Below are 17,211 nucleotides of genomic sequence, written 5' to 3'. Positions count from 1 at the left end.
GCGGCCGAACGCGCCGGTGCGATCACGCCGGTACCGGGGGGCGTCGGGCCGATGACCATCGCCTGCTTGCTGGCCAATACGCTGATAGCCTGCAGCCGCGCAAATGCCTTGCCAGAGCCCGAGGGCCTGACAGCGTGAGATTTGCTGCCGCTCTTCACTCAGGCGGCGGCAAGTCGACCAGTTCCAAAGTGCTACAATATTGGCGATTGGCGGGCCGCGCCATGCGTTTGGTGATTGTATCAATTGGCCACTCTTCGACGAATGTTGCACGTGTCCGCGCTCTGATAGCCCGCGCGGCACAAACAGACATGGCACTGGATCAGCAATTCTGGGGCAAAGAATTGTCGCAAGACGAATGTCGAACTCAGATCAAACAACTAAACGAGGCGGTGGATGTCTATGCTGTCCTGTTTTTACCTGACGCGCCTGCGCATATTGACGTACTCAACCTGCGAAGTGAATTACAGGGACATAAAGACCTCATTCGCCCCGGCGCATGGCACTATCCCGGACCCGTACGTCCGGGCGAAGTTGATTGCGTATTGAACAATGCGATTGCAGCCCATCAGGCCCATAGGGTTGCGCTGAATAAGGGAGATGCTCAGATCGCGAGATAGCCAATTCCGACAAAAGCGATGATGCATCCAAGCCATTGAAAGGAAGCCATTTCCTCTCGCAAAATTGCCCAGGCCAAAACAACGGTCAACAACCCGAAGATCGAGGCTGCAACGGGCGCGTATTGGGCATTAGGCAACCTACCGGCAGACACGACGCACAGAATTGCCACCGCATCGAGCGCGCCCATCAGGCACAACAGGGGCAGGGCTCGTGTGCACGGCCAAAGCGACTTGCGAGATGCAATGGCGATTGCCGCCAGCACAGGGATAGCGGTCAGACGGCCAATCAGTGAAACAGTGAACTCGTTGCCCAGTTCGGCTGCATACTGACCCAAAGCGAACGTTGCAGCGAACCCAATCGCTGCGAGTATAGAAAAGGCAATCGTCGGCCCGGCGGCAGGGTATTCCGTACTGTCGTCCGATCGGGTCGATACAATGGATACGCCGACACCAATGGCAATGATCGCCAGCCATTGCCAGATGCTGACCTCGGAACCACGCCATATCGCAAGTGTGACAGACAAAACCGGATAGCTGGCGACAAGCGGAGCGACGAGACGTACAGGCCCACGTTGAAATGCAGCATACATACTGAGGCCAGCCAGCAAATAAAAGCCACCTGCTACAACTGCGTAGGATACTGCTTTGGCGGATATGGGGGCGAACCCAGCCCAGATTGCCACAAGACCGAACTGTAGCAGCGCCCCGGCAACCAGCACAGCCATCAATGCGGCAACGACGCTCACGGACTGGCTGATATATCTCACAGCAAGATCGTGAAAACCCCAGCATAATGCTGCCAGCAGACCCAGAGCAAGGGTGCTCATCCGGTCGCCTCGCGTAACTGGGAATGCCCGAAAATTTCGTATCCTTCTCTCAAGATCAGCCGCGCCAACATGTCACTGGTGATAAACTTATTTTCCTGATATGCAACATTTATTGACGGCGGCAACTCGGAGAAGAGACCTATGTCATCGGCTTTGGATCAACTCGGTGGTGAAGAAAAGCTGCGGACTCTTGTTGAGCGGTTCTACGACCGCATGGAGACCGACCCGTCGGTGCATTCGCTGCACAGGCTACATTTTCGCGGTCATGGATTATCTCATACAAGACAGGCGCAGTTCGAATTTCTGAGCGGTTTTTTGGGCGGTCGTGCATATTATCGTGAGCGATTTGGTCATATGGACTTGCGAGAAATCCACGCGCATGTGCCGATACGTGAAGCGGATGCCGAGCTTTGGCTGGAAACTTTTGACGCCGCGTTGGCAGATTGCGACATGGACGGTCCAGTGGTGGACAAAATGCGGACGACACTTCGCCGCGCGGCGTTGATGCTTGTTAACGATGTCCCCGATTGGAGGGTTGAAGCAGACAGCTAAGAGAACCTTGAAGTTCCCGGTTGATCGCGTGTGATCAGACCTGTCGCAATCTGTTATAGAAGCTGGATGTTATCCTAAATTGTTCTTCAACTATTTGGTCGCTGTCAGAGACCATTTCCCACGCTGCATCTGCGGAGCCTAGCCAATCAACAGCGCGTTGATGGTTGGCGGGATCGCTCATCCACGATTTGATCGTGCCCTGAACAAGCTCGGGGTGAAATTGTACACCCCAGGCACAGTCCGAAACCCTTAAGGCCTGAACAGCACAGGCATCAGATTGTGCTAGAGCCGATGAGTTAGGTCGCAGTTCAACAGCTTCAACCCCATGCCATTGAAGCACCCGGAATTGATGAGGCAAGAGCTCGAACAGCGGATCACCATGCGTGTTATCAGTCAGATTAACAGAAAGCACGCCGATCTCGGGCTTTTGCATGCGTGCGCATTTCCCACCCAGCGCGTCAACCAATAGTTGGTGGCCCAGACAAATATCAAAGTAACGACGTTTGAGGTCTTGAACCCAGGTCCCGATAGCTTGTTTTTTACGCACAAGCCATGGATGTGCTTCGATTTCCCAGACATCCATTGGACCGCCCAGAACAAGAAGCAAATCAAATTCGTCGAGCTGTGGGATCGGTCGGCCATCATAGAGATGCACAACTCTGGCTGTATCACCGCATGACGAAATGTGCTCCAGAAACGCTCCGGGGTTTTCGCCCGGCGTATGCTGGAAAATCAGAACGTTCACGAGGTGCGGATCTCCGTTTGACCGAAGGGGTGGGGCAGCAGAATGTCTGCAGCCCCTGATTTGTTTAGATGTCGAGTGTGTGGTCTTTTTCCCAGCGTGAGAAATGGCTGACGAATGAGTTCCATTCCTGGTGTTTCATTTTGAGGAATGCGCTTGAGAATTCCTGACCCATCATGGTTTTCAGCTCATTATCATTATCGTATTCACGCAACCCGTCGAGCATGTTCAGCGGCAGTTTAGGGGCGTCGGTGACGGTGTGTCCTTCGGCATACATGTCAATGTCCCAACGCCGTCCCGGATCAGCTTTCGATCGGATGCCGGACAGGCCCGCGGCGATGATGACCGCCTGCAGCAGGTAGGGGTTGGTGGCCCCGTCGGCCAGACGCAACTCGAAACGACCCGGGCCTGGAACACGGACCATGTGAGTTCGGTTGTTCCCAGTCCAGGTCACGGTATTGGGAGCCCAGGTCGCGCCTGACATAGTGCGCGGCGCGTTGATGCGCTTGTAGCTGTTCACGGTCGGGTTGGTGATTGCGGCCAGTGCACTTGCATGTTTCATGATCCCGCCCAGGAAGTACTTGCCCTGTTCACCCAGCCCAACCTCGCCGGTCGGGCCTTCGCCTTCACCGGCAAAGACGTTCGTTGTGGACTCTGCTCCAGGCGCATCCCAGACCGAGATATGGGCGTGGCAACCATTACCAGTCAGGCCTTCAACGGGCTTGGGCATGAAAGTGGCGCGGAAGCCGTGTTTTTCGGCCACCGACTTTGTCATGAACTTGAAGAAGGAGTGCTTATCCGCGGTGCGCAGGACATCGTCGAACTCCCAGTTCATTTCGAACTGGCCGTTGGCGTCTTCGTGGTCGTTCTGATAGGGTCCCCAGCCCAATTCCAGCATGTAGTCGCAGATCTCGCGCACCACGTCATAGCGGCGCATCACCGCCTGCTGATCATAGCAGGGCTTTTCGGCGGTATCGAACGGGTCGCTGATCTGCTCGCCATCAGGGGTCAACAGGAAGAACTCGGCCTCGATGCCGGTCTTGACATGCATGCCCATTTCGGCGGCTTCATTGATCAGGCGTCGCAGCACATTGCGTGGTGCCTGGGCAACGTCCTTACCTTCCATCACGCAGTTGCCAGCAACCCAAGCGACTTCGGGCTTCCAGGGCAGCTGGATCACCGACGAAGGGTCCGGTACTGCCAGCATATCGGGATGTGCCGGGGTCATGTCCAGCCAGGTAGCAAACCCGGCAAAACCTGCGCCATCTTCCTGCATGTCGGCTATCGCCTGTGCGGGCACCAGCTTAGCCCGTTGCCCACCGAACAGGTCGGTGAAAGAGATCATGAAGTATTTGACGCCTTTTTCTTTTGCGAAAGCTGCGAGATCTATCGTCACGATGGCTTTCCTTTCCCTGTTGTTTTTCGTTGTTCAAATGCAAAACGCGGCCCTTGTCAGAGAGCCGCGCAATTATTTTTCAGAACCCCTCTTTGCCCGGGTACCAGCTGGTACCGGCCAATGGCACCCGTGCCATTGCGGCAGCCTCCATGGTCAGGGCGCACAGGTCTTCGGGTTCGAGATTGTGCAAGTGGTTGTGACCACAGGCCCGCGCGATGGTCTGCGCCTCAAGCGTCATCACCTTGAGATAATTGCGTAGACGGCGTCCGGCCTCGACCGGGTTCAGACGGGCGGCAAGATCGGGATCCTGCGTAGTGATACCTGCCGGGTCCTGACCTTCGTGCCAGTCGTCATAGGCTCCGGTAGTAGTGCCCAGCTTCTGATATTCAGCTTCCCATTTCGGATCGTTGTCGCCAAGCGCCACCAGTGCGGCGGTGCCAATAGCCACCGCATCCGCGCCAAGCGCCAGAGCTTTAGCAACATCGGCTCCGGTGCGGATTCCGCCCGAGATCACCAGCTGAACCTCACGATGCACACCCAGATCCTGCAGCGCCTGTACGGCAGGGCGAATGCACGATAGCGTCGGCAGGCCCACATGTTCGATAAAGACGTCCTGCGTCGCGGCCGTACCGCCCTGCATCCCGTCCATCACCACCACATCGGCACCGGCCTTTACCGCCAGTGCCGTATCATAATAGGGGCGGGTCGCGCCAACCTTGACATAGATCGGCACTTGCCAGTCTGTAATCTCACGCAATTCGAGGATCTTGATTTCCAGATCATCGGGGCCGGTCCAGTCAGGATGGCGACAGGCCGAGCGCTGGTCGATACCCTTGGGCAAGGTGCGCATTTCGGCCACACGGTCGCTAATCTTCTGTCCCAGCAACATACCGCCGCCACCGGGTTTGGCGCCCTGACCGACCACGATCTCGATCGCGTCGGCCTTGCGCAGGTCGTTTGGGTTCATGCCATAGCGCGAGGGCAGATACTGATAGACCAGCTTGCTGGAGTGACCGCGTTCCTCGGGTGTCATGCCTCCGTCACCGGTGGTGGTCGACGTGCCAGCTGCCGACGCGCCCCGGCCCAGAGCTTCTTTCGCCGGACCAGAGAGAGCGCCAAAGCTCATGCCCGCAATGGTTATCGGAATGTCCAACTCGATCGGCTTCTTGGCAAAGCGCGTGCCCAGTGTCACCGAGGTGTCGCAGCGTTCGCGATAGCCTTCCAACGGATATCGTGACACCGACGCGCCCAGAAACAGCAGGTCGTCAAAATGCGGCACCTTGCGCTTGGCACCGCCACCGCGGATGTCATAGATGCCCGTGGCTGCGGCGCGGCGAATTTCCGCATTGATCGGGTTGGTGAATGTCGCCGACTGGATCGGCAGGGTGCGGGGAATCTGATCGTCCATATCTTTCATACCCTTTATCCTCAGTAAGTGGCGGCGTTATCGACGTCGAAGTTGTACAGTTGGCGAGCTGAGCCGTAGCGTTTGAACTCTTCCGGACTGGAATCCGCGCCAGCGCGATCCAGCAGGTCTTTCAGAATCTCCAGGTGTTCGGGGCGCATCTCTTTCTCGACGCAATCAGCGCCGAGGCTTTTGACCGAGCCGCGCACGAACAGTCGCGCCTCATACAGCGAGTCCCCAAGCGCGTCGCCTGCATCACCACAGACCACAAGGTTACCGGCCTGTGCCATAAAGGCCGACATATGGCCGATATCGCCATGCACCACGATGTCGATGCCTTTCATCGAAATTCCGCAACGTGAGCTGGCATTGCCCTTGATCACAAGTAATCCGCCCTTACCCGTGGCCCCGGCATACTGGCTGGCATCGCCATCGACGATCACCTGACCGGACATCATGTTCTCGGCCACGCCGGGTCCGACCGAGCCCTCAACCTTGATCGTCGCCTGCTGGTTCATGCCGGCGCAGTAGTAGCCGGTGGAACCTTTGACCGTCACCTCGATAGGCGCGTCCAGCCCGACGGCAATCGCGTGGCTACCCTTGGGGTTCACAACCTCCCAACTGGTTTGGTTCGTCTCGGTGGATTGCGATTGCAGCGTTGCGTTCAGCCCGCGCAGGCCGTTTGCTTCAAGATCATAGGTCTGCATGTCAGGCGGCCTTTTCCGTCGTTGTCGGGCTGTCGTTGTGGGACCAGAAGTAAACCGTTGCCGGCTCCGGCTCCCAGACGCGGGCGTCTTCAATGCCGGGTAGGTTCACAAGCGCCCGATATTCGCTGCCAAAGGCCACGTATTGATCGGTCTCGGCCATCACCGCCGGTTTGCAGGCAATTGGGTCGCGGACCACGCCGAACCCATCCTTGGTGCCGACGACAAAGGTGAAGAAGCCATCCAGATCCTCAAGGCTGCTTTCCAGCGCCTCACCCAGGCTGGCACCGTTCATCATTTTCCAGGTCAGATAGGCGGCTCCGACCTCGGTATCGTTCTCGGTTTGGATCACCACTCCTTCGCGACGCAGTTTGCGACGCAGCGAGTTGTGGTTTGACAGCGAGCCGTTGTGAACCAGACACTGATCGGGCCCGGTGTTGAACGGGTGTGCACCCATCGTCGTGACCGCAGATTCCGTTGCCATGCGGGTATGACCAATGCCATGCGTGCCGCTCATGCTGCTGATGTCAAAGCGCGCGGCCACGTCTTTGGGTAGGCCAACTTCCTTGTAGATCTCCAACATCTCGCCCCGGCTCATGATCTGGACCGAAGGCCGGATCTCTGCCAACGTGGCCCGTGCCGCTTCAAAGTGCCCGGCCGGAACGTCCAGCACAGTGTGCGTGTCATTATCAGTCTGGCTTACCACCGCTCCCAAGTGCTGTCCTAGCTCTTCGGCCAGCCCGGCAAAGTCCTCCTTGGGATTGGGCGACTGCAGCGTCACCTTGGTCGCACCACCTGATTCCTCGCCATAAATCGCAATCCCCGCACTGTCGGGGCCACGATCCGTCATTGTGATCAGCATGTCTGTCAGCATATTGCCCAGTTGGGGCGCAAGAGACTGGTCTTTGAGGAATAATCCAACAATTCCGCACATGGCTGGCAGATCTCCTTGTGTGTTTCGTTATGATTCTACGGTACCAACAATTCAAACGGACATCAATAATGATAGGAAATAATTTTTCCTAAGAGGCAATGGGCAAGAATTTAAATTTATGCCCATTGCCAGCTTTCAAAGCCGGATCAGTATCGTTCCAGCTGTGCTTTCACTTTCTCTTCGTCGCCGGTGTGACGGGCTTTCTCAAGGTGCTCGCCTTCCCGGACAAATTGGATGCGATGCCAGCCGATCCAGAATACGACGCCCACGATGACCATCAGAACTTCGTAACCTTGGAAGGGATAAATTGGTCCGACTTCAGCCAGATCCACGGCCCAACTTGTATATCCATTCGTAGACATATTTTTCTCCCTTATTTCGCTGCTACGCCACGGGCAGCCAGTTCTTCTTTGTCGGCTGCAATAATTGCGGCTTTGGCGTCTTCGTAGGCATGGTGTTCAGCGTAATCGAGACCCATAAGTTCAACTTCTTCCGGGATGCGCAGAACACCAGCGGCCGATTGAATTTTCGCCAGAATCCAACCTGGCAAGAAACCAAGAACAAAGAACATGATGACAGCACCAGTGATCTGACCGACCGGGTTAATCGTCGCGTAGCCTTCATATGGGGAAGAAGGCACACCCCAGAGGACAAAGCCCGAAATCACCAAGCCAACGACCCCTGCGTAGCCATGCACGGCGACAGCCCCAACGGCATCATCCAGCTTAAACCGACGCTCAACCCAATAGTGCAGATTGTAAACGATTACGACACCGACAGCGGCAATGATCATTGCCTGGATCGGGTGATATAAATCGTTACCTGCCGAGGCAGTGATAATTCCGGCCAAACCGCCCGAGAATGTCCAGAAGGCGTCGCCTTTGGAAACCACATACGCTGCCATCAAACCGCCGGACAATGACATCAGGAAGTTGAAGGTAATCGCGGAAAGCGTGGTGGGGGCCAGATAGATGTTGGTTGCGGTCCACGTAACGCCGGTAATCTGACCGTCGATTGCCTCAGGCGAGATTGCTGGAACGTTACATGCGGCGTAGAAGCCCCAGAAACCGGTGTAGATAAGGAATATCCCGATCGTCAGCAGCCAGGGGTTGTGCGGTGGAATATCCCGCGGCGTTCCGTCCTTGGAGAATTTACCCAGGCGCGGACCCAGAACCATGATCACGCCAAGCGCGTAACCACCTGCAATCGCGTGGATAACGCCCGAAGCATAGGCGTCATGGTATCCAAGAAGGCGCACCATCCAGCCGCCATAGTGCCAGCCCCATGCTGCGTCTATGATCCACCAGACAGAACCAATCATCACAGCATGGACCCACAGGGCAGAAGATCTGATCCGCTCGATTACAGAACCTGAAACGATTGAGGCGGCCGTCCACGAGAACAGCAAGAACGCGGCCCAGAAGACACCGGTGATTCTGTCACCCAAATTGGTGGCCATCGTATCGGCCCAGGGCAGATTGGCAGCGCCCGCCTCGGCATCCAGTCCTCCCCAGAACGGAAAGTTCGGAAAGGCCCAGTAAATCCACCACCCAAAGAAGAAGAACGTGACCGTTACCAGCGGGATGATCATGATGTTTTTCATCAATGTGTGCATATGGTTGCGAGCACGGCTGGCACCGACCTCGTACATGCAAAAGCCCACATGGATCAGGAACATGAAAACGACCGTTACCCAGTAGTAGAACTCGGTAAAGACCGTCGTTAGTGCATTTAGATTACCATCCACTTCGTAGTCTCCCTGTTGTTGCAGCAGGAGGTCTTTCAGCGAAGAATTTCCTGCTGGGAATATTTATCTACTCAGGGGACAATTTCATTGGCGACCTGTCAATAGATATGTGGGGCAAACATCTTTTAGGCATTGGGTTGATGCACATTCTGAGCCGCCATTTTTTAGCTCATCGCATTGATAAATAAACACTTATGCTATTTTCGATAATATCCTTTAGGGTGCACAAATTGCAGTCCAATATTCCCAACAGGAAAAAAATCTGCACATGGGTGTTGATTTTCAATCTGACATCGGCCTCAATATGGTAAACAAAAAAGCAATCAACGGGAGAGCTGAACAATGGCCATTCTTTGGAGGACATCCTCCCTTGCGCAGCGCCATGCCGAGATCGGCGGCGAGCTTGAGGACTGGAACGGTATGGGAACCGCATGGTTCTATGACCATAGCCCGGAACGCGCCAAAGCGGACTACGAAGCCATCCGCACCAAGGCGGGTCTGATGGATGTGTCGGGTCTGAAAAAGGTTCACGTGGTCGGAGAAGATGCAGCTTATGTCATTGACCGCGTTACCACGAGGAATGTGGAAAAGATCATGCCGGGCAGGTCGACTTATGCGTCGATCCTGAATCCCGAGGGCAAGTTTGTTGACGATTGCATCATCTATCGCCTGTCGGTGAACACGTGGCTTGTCGTGCATGGCACGGGAACGGGGATGGAACAGCTAACATCAGTGGCGGCAGGCAAAAACTGTTCGGTCATCTTTGACGACGACATGCACGACATGTCTTTGCAAGGACCGGTTGCGGTGGATTTCCTGGCCAAACACATTCCCGGAATTCGTGATCTGGCCTATTTTGGCATCATGCAAACAAAGCTCTATGGGTGCCCGGTGATGATTTCACGCACAGGCTACACCGGTGAGCGTGGGTATGAGATTTTCTGTCAGGCCAAGCATGCGGTGCACCTGTGGGACAACATCCTGGCCGAAGGCAAGGACATGGGCATTGTTCCGGTCCAGTTCTCGACACTCGATTTGCTGCGCACCGAAAGCTACCTTCTGTTTTATCCAGGCGACAATTCGGAAACCTATCCGTTCGACGATGAAACATGCGGCGATACGCTTTGGGAACTGGGCCTGGAATTTACGGTCTCACCGGGCAAAACCGGCTTTATCGGTGCCGAGAACCACTACGCCTCGCAAGGTAAAGAGCGGTTCAAAATCTACGGTGTCAAACTGGACGGTACCACTCCGGCAGATGAGGGTGCGGACCTTCTGCAAAACGGCGAAAAGGTCGGTGTGGTTACCTTTGGCATGTACTCTGAAATCAACAACCACAATGTTGGTATCGCGCGGATGCCAGTTGACTGCGCGTCGTCGGGTACAAGGCTGACGGTCCGCAATGGCGACGGAACCGAGATTGCGGCTACAGCTGAAGAGATGCCGTTCTACGACAGGGACAAGGCCATCCGAACCGCAAAGGGCTGATACTCAGGGGGCGCGACGATAAATTCGTGGCGCTCTTTTCTTTTTTGAGGGCACAATGTCAAAGTTCGAATTTCCCAAGTCAATCGCAAGCCGCCCGGTCTGGGGCACGCTAGAGGTTCGCTCAGGTGAACATCATCTTATGATCGCCGAGGCCGAAGGGGCCGAAGCAGTAATTGACATAGCGACACCCGATCTGATGGCTAAAGCCCATCTGATCTACATCCCGAAAGGCACAGATTTTTCGGACAAGCTGCAGGCGCTAAATCCCGCGCAATTCTACGAAGGTCCGTCCTATGCGGCCGCGCTGCCTCGTATTCGCCGCGTTCTCGAGGACGCGCATATGGGGCTACAAGTCTATCTGACCGGCACCGAAGGCATGATGGGTCAGGCCATGAACGAAGTTATGGCCGTCGGCCTGCCGCATACTGCGATTCAAACAGAACATCGCGGTTCTGTTGCACGCCGGATGCAATGTGTACATTGCAAAGGTGTCACCGAAGATGTCGAGGTCGATCCGTTTGTTTGCGCGCACTGTGGTCTCAACCTGTTTGTACGCGACCACTATTCCCGCCGCCTTGCCGCCTATCAAGGCGTCCGAGTTGACGCCGAGGACCATGGCAACGTGCCCGTGCCGAAGGGGATCTACGAATGAGTGGTGCAGAGAAAATTCAGGTCAAAGTGACCGAAATTAACCCGCTGAACGAATTGGTGACGCGTTTCCGGTTTGAACGCGTTGACGGCAGACAGTTGCCAACCTTTTCGGGCGGTGCACATACCGTGGTCGAAATGCAGGATGGCGGCATCACGCGGCTCAACCCTTATTCCCTGATGTCCGATCCGTTCGATCAATCGTCCTATACGATCTCGGTTCGGCGCGACGATCAGGGCAGGGGAGGGTCGTTGTTCATGCACAGTCAGGTCAAGCTGGGCGACGAGATGACCATCAGCTACCCGGTCAACCTATTCTCGCTTGATTTGCGGGCCCGCAAACACCTGTTTCTGGCCGGTGGTATTGGGATCACCCCGTTTCTGGGCCAGATCAAACAGCTGGATGTCCTGCACGGTCATTGGGAATTGCACTATGCCTGTCGCAACCATGAGTTTGCATCATATGCCGACGATCTGACGGATAGGCACCCGAACGAGACGCACCTCTACTATGACGACCAGAGCCAAGCGATTGATCTGAAAAACCTGCTGAGCGGGCAGCCTCTGGGCACGCATGTCTATGTCTGTGGGCCCAAAGGCATGATCGACTGGGTCTGCAATACCGCCGCCGCCGAGGGGTGGCCCGATGATTGTATTCACTACGAAGAATTCCTGGCGCCTCGGCCTGGCAAACCGTTCGAAGTGCGTCTGGCGTCTTCCGACAAGGTCATTCATGTGGGTGAAAACGAAAGCCTTCTGGAGGCTATCGAACGCGAAGGTGTCGACGCCCCGTATCTGTGCCGTGGCGGGGCCTGTGGCCAATGCGAAACCGTTGTGTTGGATCACGACGGCAATTTTGTTCATCGCGATCACTGGCTGACTGACGAAGAAAAGGCAGCAGGCAAGAAGATCATGCCCTGCGTATCGCGTTTCGAGGGCAAATCCCTCGTGCTGGACCGCTGAGAGGAGGCCCGACATGACCATTCAATTCAACGACGAGTCCTTCCGCGACGACTATACGTTCCACAACTCGGAATGGGCGATCAAACGCTTTCCGTTTCCGTTCCACGAAGACAGCTACATGTATTCAGTCAACATGGAGCAGCATCGAGGCGGACCCAAGGGTTCGGTCTACGAGATGCGGTTCGACGTAGACGAACACTACGTGTCCGAGATGAAAGACCGTGCGATTGTTCTAGATCAAGACCCGCTGCGTTGTCAGTCTTTGCCGCACATGACCTTGGCGGGCTGGGATTTGTTGGAACTGATCATGGTCAGCAAATCCGAAGACTATCCGGACCTGTTCGAGCTGCATCGCATTGGCAATAAGTGGCGATGGATTAACAAGCCGTTGGGAATAGATCACAGCTTTACCTTCATGGATGAAACCACGCTGCCTTACGGGCCGATGGAGTACATTACTCGTCAGGCGCAAGGCGATTTCGCGGTGCTGGACCAGCGGGACGAGATGCTGTGGATGGACGCCGGTATGGTCACGACCCAGGCCGATTGGAGTCTGGACTTTGATATTGGCATGAACTTTTTCGAATGGCATGCGCCAGTTCCAAAAGCCCATGAAATGGGTATTTTCAAGCGCGCACTGAAGTTTCTGCTGAACATTCAACAGGGGGCTCCGGCGCGCCGCCTTAACTGGACCATGACAGTGAACCCGCTTTTGGATACTAGCCCGGAAAACTATCACAAATGGGGTATCCAGAAGACAACGCTGACGCCCGAAAACATAGCTCACAAACAACATCTTCGGGTCGAGTTGCAAACATTCTTCCGATTGCCGCGATCAAACGCACTAGTATTTCCAATCCGTTGTTATCTTTGTAGTTTTCAAGATCTGATGACGGTGCCGAAATGGGGTCGTCGCTTGCACCGCGTTGTTCGCGACCTTCCGGTTGAGCTCGCCACCTACAAGGGGTTCATCGACAACCGCCCAATGATGTTGGACTACCTTAGTCAGTTTGACGATGGATTGCCGACCTCTCCCGGTGTGTGGCCGGATCTAGAAACAGAACCGCCTTTGTCAAAGTAAGCTATCATCTTGACGTGTTTTGGCTCATATGACTGATGCAGGCAAAACACCTTGGCTCATTTAGCCCGATGACTTCGCATTGTATGACGCCCTTGCACTGCTTCGCGCGTCATTTCGGTATATGGGTGCCCGGATTGACCCTCCTTCGTCTATCCACAATCTAACCGTGGAAGAGATGCAGGAGCATTGTAGGGGTGGTGGTGAAATCTGGGCCATAGGTCAACCGCTTTTCGCGTGCATGTTTTTGGCGTCCAAAGCCGACAGCTTGTACCTTGGAAAGCTGGCGGTGAAGGAAGGAATGCGGGGGCAGGGTATCTGCCGCACTTTAGTAGAGCACTCTGCAATCCGAGCAGCAGACCTTGGCTTATCGGCGTTGGAACTGGAAACCACCGCGTGTTTTCAAGGCTTGGGTTTACAATCGTAAGTACTGGCAGTCACGTCGGCTATGACAGACCCACGGATTTCTTGTTACACAAGCCGATCAGTTTGTCTGCGGATAACTGATCACTGAAATGTAGCGTGCTGGCAGGTAGACTAACCGTTCAGGTCCATGCGGCGCGTCGGCGTCAAAGAACAAAGTGTCACCCGGTTTCAGGGGATAAATCTTGTCACCGTGTCGGTAATCTACCTCACCCTCAAGCATGTAGATCGTCTCTATTCCGCCATGTTGAAATGTTGGGAACACGTCGGATTCAACGGTCAGAGTGATCAGGTAGGGTTCTACGATTACGCCTGACCCGTTGGCACCAATATGTCCCAACAGATTATATTGATGGTTGGCCCGTGTTCCTTCGCGCTCCAATTCCACGCCTTCACCGGCTTTGGTATGAACCGCCTCGCGACGTTCTTCAAACTGTCTGAAAAAGCTTGTCAGAGGAACCGAAAGCGCATCAGCAAGCGACTGCAGAGTCGTCAGGGAAGGCGATGTGTTCCCGTTTTCGATCTTGGACAACATACCAATCGACAATCCAGTCAGCTGAGCCAATTCCGCGACCGTAGTATTTTGCTGTTTGCGAAAGGCACGAACTTCGCGACCAATAGCAACTTCAAGAACTTTTTCTCTGTCACCCGAGCGAATAGAATGCGGGTCCTGTGTCAGATTTGTCGCCATTTCTTTGTCGTTATTTTTCAATTTCATTCTTTCAATGTCTTGCTACACTTGTCCAAACGGGTTCCGCAAGAAGACCAGCTGCATTACCCAATCCAATTCAAACTACCATAGCATCAATTTTTCCTGTTAGTAAAATAATGATGCTGACAGAAAAATTCTAAAAATCAAATTCCAATGGTTTTACGGCTTTCCGATAGCATGTCTAACCTCGGTCATAAAACCGTTGCGGATAGCAAACGAGATTACACTGAATCCGGATTAGTGGTCTTCCATAAGTCTGAATGTTCTCACTGAACGCAGCCATTTCATAATCCAAAAGCGGGAACGAGCCAAACATGGATATCGGTCTACAGGCAGGCTACAGCGGTTTGCGCTACCTGCTTGGGCATTCGGAAGCCTGACTGCGCTCCGGCAGTTAATCGCACCGCATCAACAATCCGAATTCACCAACTCGCAGCCTTTGGCGCTTGAAACGCCGCCACTTGCTCAGCTTGAAATTCGAACATCAGGATTTCTTTGTTGACCCGAAGTATACGTCACGACGCATCTGCACCATTGATCACTTTAAAACCCAGAGATCGCTTATAACGGATCTAAAGATCTGCCGCTTTTTTCGCCCGCTTTCACGCGTTAGATCCAAGCAACAATACCTGAATGTCGGCAACATTGGTTCCGGTTGCTCCGGTCATCAGAAGATCACCCGACAGCGTCAAAGCCTTATGACTATCGTTGCTTGCCAACATTGAGGCAGGGTCATGTCCAGACGCGCGGATTCGGGCGAGCGTCCCTGCATCCACTATCGCGCCAGCTGCCGGGGTTGGGCCGTCGCGGCCATCCGTACCGCCGCTAAGAAAAACCCAGTTGCCGGATATCGTGCGCTCATGCGCCAATTGGGCGACGCGCAGCGCCAATTCCTGATTGCGCCCGCCGCAACCTGTTCCTGTCAGGCGTACAGTCGTTTCACCACCAAACAGCAAGGCGGTTGGTCGGTTAAATGTGGCAGACATGGCTGCCCGAAAAATCTGTTCGGCTGCATCGGACACGTCTCCATTCAACGCGTCGGACACAATTTCGGCCCTGCAGATCTGCGTCGCACAGCGAAACGCGGCTTCAAGACTAATCGTGTTCGATCCAATCAGGCTATTTGTCGCCTCAACTGCTATAGAACGTTCAGGAATACTCTTCTCTAGGTGGGCACGGGCGGCTTTTGGCAACCGGTGCCAAATACCGATCTCGATGCAGGTCCTGCGGGCGTCCGCGTGGCTGCCGATTGGTAAAGCAGTTGGTCCGCTGGCTACGGCCCGAAGGTCATCACCGATGACATCCGACAGGATATACGCCGTGATCGGGGCAGGGGAGCCGTGCCGCAAAAACCCGCCGCCTTTGAGTTGGCTCAGGTGCTGACGCACAAGGTTCATCCGAACGATGTCCAGCCCGGAAGACAGTAAAACCTTATTGACCGCGATTTTGTCCGAAAGGGTCAAACCATCAACAGGCGCGGGGACCAAGGCCGATCCTCCGCCAGAGATCAGTGCAATGATCTGATCCTGCTTACGTGCTGCGCTAAGCAACGCGATGATCTGTCGCCCGGCTTTCAAACCGCGTTCATCCGGGATGGGGTGCCCACTGGTCAATACAGTCGCGCCGGGGACTTCCTTCCGGTTGTCGCTATGGGTTACGATCAGGGCGACGTGATCGCCTTGAACATGCTGCAATACCTCCTCCATCATGGCAGGGGCAGCCTTCCCAATTGCGATCAGGATGCTGCGCCCGCCCTGTTCTGGTGATGGCATTGGGTCTGATCGCAACCGTTGGCGCAGGGACTTCGCTGGATCTGCCGCAGCGACGGCCTCGGCAAAAATGGCGGCGGCGCTGTCGCGCAGCGATATGGACGATTGCACAGTCATGATGCGATCAAGCTGCTGCGATCTGACCTGCCTTTTCAACCAGTACTTCGGCCTGCCGGATCGATGCATAGTCGATCAGACGGCCATCCAGCGATACAGCACCTTTGCCGGATGCTTCGGCTTCGGCCATGGCGACAAGAATACGCTGCGCCTTGTCTATTTCGGCGTTGGACGGCGACATGACCTCATTGGCCAGTGCGATCTGGCTAGGGTGTATGGCCCATTTGCCTTCACATCCCAGAACGGCGGCGCGCTTGGCGGCGGCCTTGTACCCATCGGGGTCTTGGAAATCGCCGAACGGTCCGTCGATGGGGCGCAGGCCGTTGGCTCGGGCCGCAACCACCATGCGGGCCAGCGCATAATGCCACATGTCGCCCCAATGGGTCATGCGGCCAGCCTCGGCGTCCGGGTCAGTCAGCACCGAGTAATCCGGGTTTACACCGCCGATGATTGTGGTGCGCGCCCGGGTCGAAGCCGCATAATCGGCAACACCAAAATGCAGGCTCTCGTTGCGTTTGGATGCGGACGCGATCTCACTGACATTCTGCATGCCAAGGGCGGTTTCGATGATATGTTCGAACCCAATCCGGTTCTTGTAGCCCTTGGCGTCCTCAATCTGCGTCACCAGCATATCAACCGCATAAACATCCGCAGCAGTTCCCACTTTGGGGATCATGATCAGGTCCAGCCGTTCACCGGCCTGTTCGACCACATCCACCACGTCGCGATACATATAATGGGTGTCCAGACCATTGATCCGCACCGACATGGTCTTGTTACCCCAATCGATGTCGTTCAGCGCCTGAATGATGTTCTTGCGCGCCTGTTCCTTTTCGTCCGGTGCGACGGCGTCTTCCAGATCGAGGAAGATGACGTCCACATCTGATTTGGCGGCCTTTTCGAACATGCCGGGCTGGCTGCCGGGAACGGCCAATTCGCTGCGGTTCAGGCGTGCGGGGGCTTGGTCGATGTTATGAAAGCTCATGTCATGGGTCCTTCGACTTACAAATTCGGATAGATCGGGAAACGGGCGCAGAGCTCTGCGACCTCGGCTTTGACCTTGGCTTCGACGGCGCCATTGCCGTCTTC

Annotated in this window: 18 protein-coding genes and 1 pseudogene; 8 read left to right on the top strand and 11 right to left on the bottom strand. The window is 55.2% G+C overall.

What is annotated here, in order from left to right; genetic code table 11:
* Together Q0816_RS25410 and Q0816_RS25405 are read left to right on the top strand one after the other, a co-directional pair.
* Positions 1-138, top strand: a pseudogene (locus tag Q0816_RS25410) (bifunctional methylenetetrahydrofolate dehydrogenase/methenyltetrahydrofolate cyclohydrolase); the annotation flags it as partial.
* Positions 135-617, top strand: a complete 483-nt coding sequence (locus Q0816_RS25405) for a hypothetical protein (protein WP_298855973.1) — start codon at positions 135-137, stop codon at positions 615-617. The pseudogene Q0816_RS25410 and the gene Q0816_RS25405, both read left to right, overlap by 4 nt.
* Here the strand turns inward: Q0816_RS25405 and Q0816_RS25400 are convergent.
* The gene (locus Q0816_RS25400) at positions 602-1,444 is read right to left on the bottom strand and encodes a DMT family transporter (protein WP_298855971.1); all 843 of its coding nucleotides are present in this window, start codon (positions 1,442-1,444) and stop codon (positions 602-604) included. The two genes, Q0816_RS25405 and Q0816_RS25400, sit on opposite strands and share 16 nt — an antisense overlap.
* A gap of 141 nt (positions 1,445-1,585) precedes the next feature.
* On the opposite strand from Q0816_RS25400, the gene Q0816_RS25395 reads away from it, so the two are divergent.
* Complete coding sequence (locus tag Q0816_RS25395; RefSeq protein WP_298855969.1) at positions 1,586-1,996, top strand: group II truncated hemoglobin; 411 nt, start codon at positions 1,586-1,588, stop codon at positions 1,994-1,996.
* Between the two features lie 34 nt (positions 1,997-2,030).
* On the opposite strand, the gene Q0816_RS25390 is transcribed toward Q0816_RS25395, so the two are convergent.
* The 7 genes from Q0816_RS25390 to Q0816_RS25360 form a co-directional block, all read right to left on the bottom strand.
* On the bottom strand, positions 2,031-2,651 hold the full coding sequence (locus tag Q0816_RS25390) for a type 1 glutamine amidotransferase (RefSeq protein ID WP_298855967.1): 621 nt from the start codon (positions 2,649-2,651) through the stop codon (positions 2,031-2,033).
* Between the two features lie 154 nt (positions 2,652-2,805).
* The gene (gene glnT, locus Q0816_RS25385) at positions 2,806-4,134 is read right to left on the bottom strand and encodes a type III glutamate--ammonia ligase (protein WP_298855965.1); all 1,329 of its coding nucleotides are present in this window, start codon (positions 4,132-4,134) and stop codon (positions 2,806-2,808) included.
* A gap of 79 nt (positions 4,135-4,213) precedes the next feature.
* Complete coding sequence (locus tag Q0816_RS25380) at positions 4,214-5,542, bottom strand: FMN-binding glutamate synthase family protein (RefSeq protein WP_112297217.1); 1,329 nt, start codon at positions 5,540-5,542, stop codon at positions 4,214-4,216.
* A gap of 20 nt (positions 5,543-5,562) precedes the next feature.
* Complete coding sequence (locus Q0816_RS25375; RefSeq protein WP_298855963.1) at positions 5,563-6,246, bottom strand: protein GlxC; 684 nt, start codon at positions 6,244-6,246, stop codon at positions 5,563-5,565.
* Between the two features lies 1 nt (position 6,247).
* Positions 6,248-7,177: a glutamine amidotransferase family protein gene (locus Q0816_RS25370; protein ID WP_298855961.1), complete on the bottom strand. Its 930-nt coding sequence runs from the start codon at positions 7,175-7,177 to the stop codon at positions 6,248-6,250.
* A gap of 146 nt (positions 7,178-7,323) precedes the next feature.
* A complete protein-coding gene (locus Q0816_RS25365) occupies positions 7,324-7,539 on the bottom strand; it encodes a hypothetical protein (RefSeq protein ID WP_010437786.1) in 216 nt (71 codons plus the stop codon).
* An 11-nt stretch (positions 7,540-7,550) separates the two neighbouring features.
* A complete protein-coding gene (locus tag Q0816_RS25360; RefSeq protein WP_298855953.1) occupies positions 7,551-8,924 on the bottom strand; it encodes an ammonium transporter in 1,374 nt (457 codons plus the stop codon).
* Positions 8,925-9,266: 342 nt separating this feature from the next.
* On the opposite strand from Q0816_RS25360, the gene Q0816_RS25355 reads away from it, so the two are divergent.
* The 5 genes from Q0816_RS25355 to Q0816_RS26175 all read left to right on the top strand — a co-directional run bounded on the left by Q0816_RS25355 (position 9,267) and on the right by Q0816_RS26175 (position 13,528).
* Positions 9,267-10,412, top strand: a complete 1,146-nt coding sequence (locus Q0816_RS25355) for an aminomethyltransferase family protein (RefSeq protein ID WP_298855951.1) — start codon at positions 9,267-9,269, stop codon at positions 10,410-10,412.
* 55 nt (positions 10,413-10,467) lie between these two features.
* The gene (locus Q0816_RS25350) at positions 10,468-11,064 is read left to right on the top strand and encodes a dimethylamine monooxygenase subunit DmmA family protein (RefSeq protein ID WP_298855948.1); all 597 of its coding nucleotides are present in this window, start codon (positions 10,468-10,470) and stop codon (positions 11,062-11,064) included.
* Complete coding sequence (locus Q0816_RS25345) at positions 11,061-12,023, top strand: PDR/VanB family oxidoreductase (protein ID WP_298855946.1); 963 nt, start codon at positions 11,061-11,063, stop codon at positions 12,021-12,023. Before Q0816_RS25350 ends, Q0816_RS25345 begins: the two co-directional genes overlap by 4 nt.
* 13 nt (positions 12,024-12,036) lie before the next feature.
* Complete coding sequence (locus Q0816_RS25340) at positions 12,037-13,104, top strand: DUF3445 domain-containing protein (RefSeq protein ID WP_298855944.1); 1,068 nt, start codon at positions 12,037-12,039, stop codon at positions 13,102-13,104.
* A gap of 121 nt (positions 13,105-13,225) precedes the next feature.
* Positions 13,226-13,528: a GNAT family N-acetyltransferase gene (locus Q0816_RS26175; RefSeq protein ID WP_367180610.1), complete on the top strand. Its 303-nt coding sequence runs from the start codon at positions 13,226-13,228 to the stop codon at positions 13,526-13,528.
* 57 nt (positions 13,529-13,585) lie between these two features.
* On the opposite strand, the gene Q0816_RS25330 is transcribed toward Q0816_RS26175, so the two are convergent.
* The 3 genes from Q0816_RS25330 to Q0816_RS25320 form a co-directional block, all read right to left on the bottom strand.
* Positions 13,586-14,242, bottom strand: coding sequence for an XRE family transcriptional regulator (locus Q0816_RS25330; RefSeq protein WP_298855941.1), 657 nt, complete (start codon positions 14,240-14,242; stop codon positions 13,586-13,588).
* 596 nt (positions 14,243-14,838) lie between these two features.
* Entirely contained in the window at positions 14,839-16,122 is a 1,284-nt protein-coding gene (locus tag Q0816_RS25325; RefSeq protein WP_298855939.1) for a DUF4147 domain-containing protein, read from the bottom strand.
* A 7-nt stretch (positions 16,123-16,129) separates the two neighbouring features.
* The gene (locus Q0816_RS25320) at positions 16,130-17,107 is read right to left on the bottom strand and encodes a CoA ester lyase (RefSeq protein WP_298855937.1); all 978 of its coding nucleotides are present in this window, start codon (positions 17,105-17,107) and stop codon (positions 16,130-16,132) included.
* Positions 17,108-17,211: the final 104 nt, after the last annotated feature.

This window comes from uncultured Ruegeria sp. (genome assembly GCF_947497005.1).
Classification (GTDB): Bacteria; Pseudomonadota; Alphaproteobacteria; order Rhodobacterales; family Rhodobacteraceae; genus Ruegeria.
Note: the sequence above shows the minus strand (reverse complement) of the source record. Positions and strands in the feature narration are given on the sequence as shown.

Bases quoted from the DNA above. Each gene is read 5' to 3' on its own strand.
- Q0816_RS25400 (WP_298855971.1), bottom strand. From the start codon at position 1,444: ATGAGCACCCTTGCTCTGGGTCTGCTGGCAGCATTATGCTGGGGTTTT.
- Q0816_RS25395 (WP_298855969.1), top strand. From the start codon at position 1,586: ATGTCATCGGCTTTGGATCAACTCGGTGGTGAAGAAAAGCTGCGGACT.
- Q0816_RS25380 (WP_112297217.1), bottom strand. From the start codon at position 5,542: ATGGACGATCAGATTCCCCGCACCCTGCCGATCCAGTCGGCGACATTC.
- Q0816_RS25375 (WP_298855963.1), bottom strand. From the start codon at position 6,246: ATGCAGACCTATGATCTTGAAGCAAACGGCCTGCGCGGGCTGAACGCA.
- Q0816_RS25370 (WP_298855961.1), bottom strand. From the start codon at position 7,177: ATGTGCGGAATTGTTGGATTATTCCTCAAAGACCAGTCTCTTGCGCCC.
- Q0816_RS25365 (WP_010437786.1), bottom strand. From the start codon at position 7,539: ATGTCTACGAATGGATATACAAGTTGGGCCGTGGATCTGGCTGAAGTC.
- Q0816_RS25355 (WP_298855951.1), top strand. From the start codon at position 9,267: ATGGCCATTCTTTGGAGGACATCCTCCCTTGCGCAGCGCCATGCCGAG.
- Q0816_RS25350 (WP_298855948.1), top strand. From the start codon at position 10,468: ATGTCAAAGTTCGAATTTCCCAAGTCAATCGCAAGCCGCCCGGTCTGG.
- Q0816_RS25345 (WP_298855946.1), top strand. From the start codon at position 11,061: ATGAGTGGTGCAGAGAAAATTCAGGTCAAAGTGACCGAAATTAACCCG.
- Q0816_RS25340 (WP_298855944.1), top strand. From the start codon at position 12,037: ATGACCATTCAATTCAACGACGAGTCCTTCCGCGACGACTATACGTTC.
- Q0816_RS26175 (WP_367180610.1), top strand. From the start codon at position 13,226: ATGGGTGCCCGGATTGACCCTCCTTCGTCTATCCACAATCTAACCGTG.
- Q0816_RS25330 (WP_298855941.1), bottom strand. From the start codon at position 14,242: ATGAAATTGAAAAATAACGACAAAGAAATGGCGACAAATCTGACACAG.
- Q0816_RS25325 (WP_298855939.1), bottom strand. From the start codon at position 16,122: ATGACTGTGCAATCGTCCATATCGCTGCGCGACAGCGCCGCCGCCATT.
- Q0816_RS25320 (WP_298855937.1), bottom strand. From the start codon at position 17,107: ATGAGCTTTCATAACATCGACCAAGCCCCCGCACGCCTGAACCGCAGC.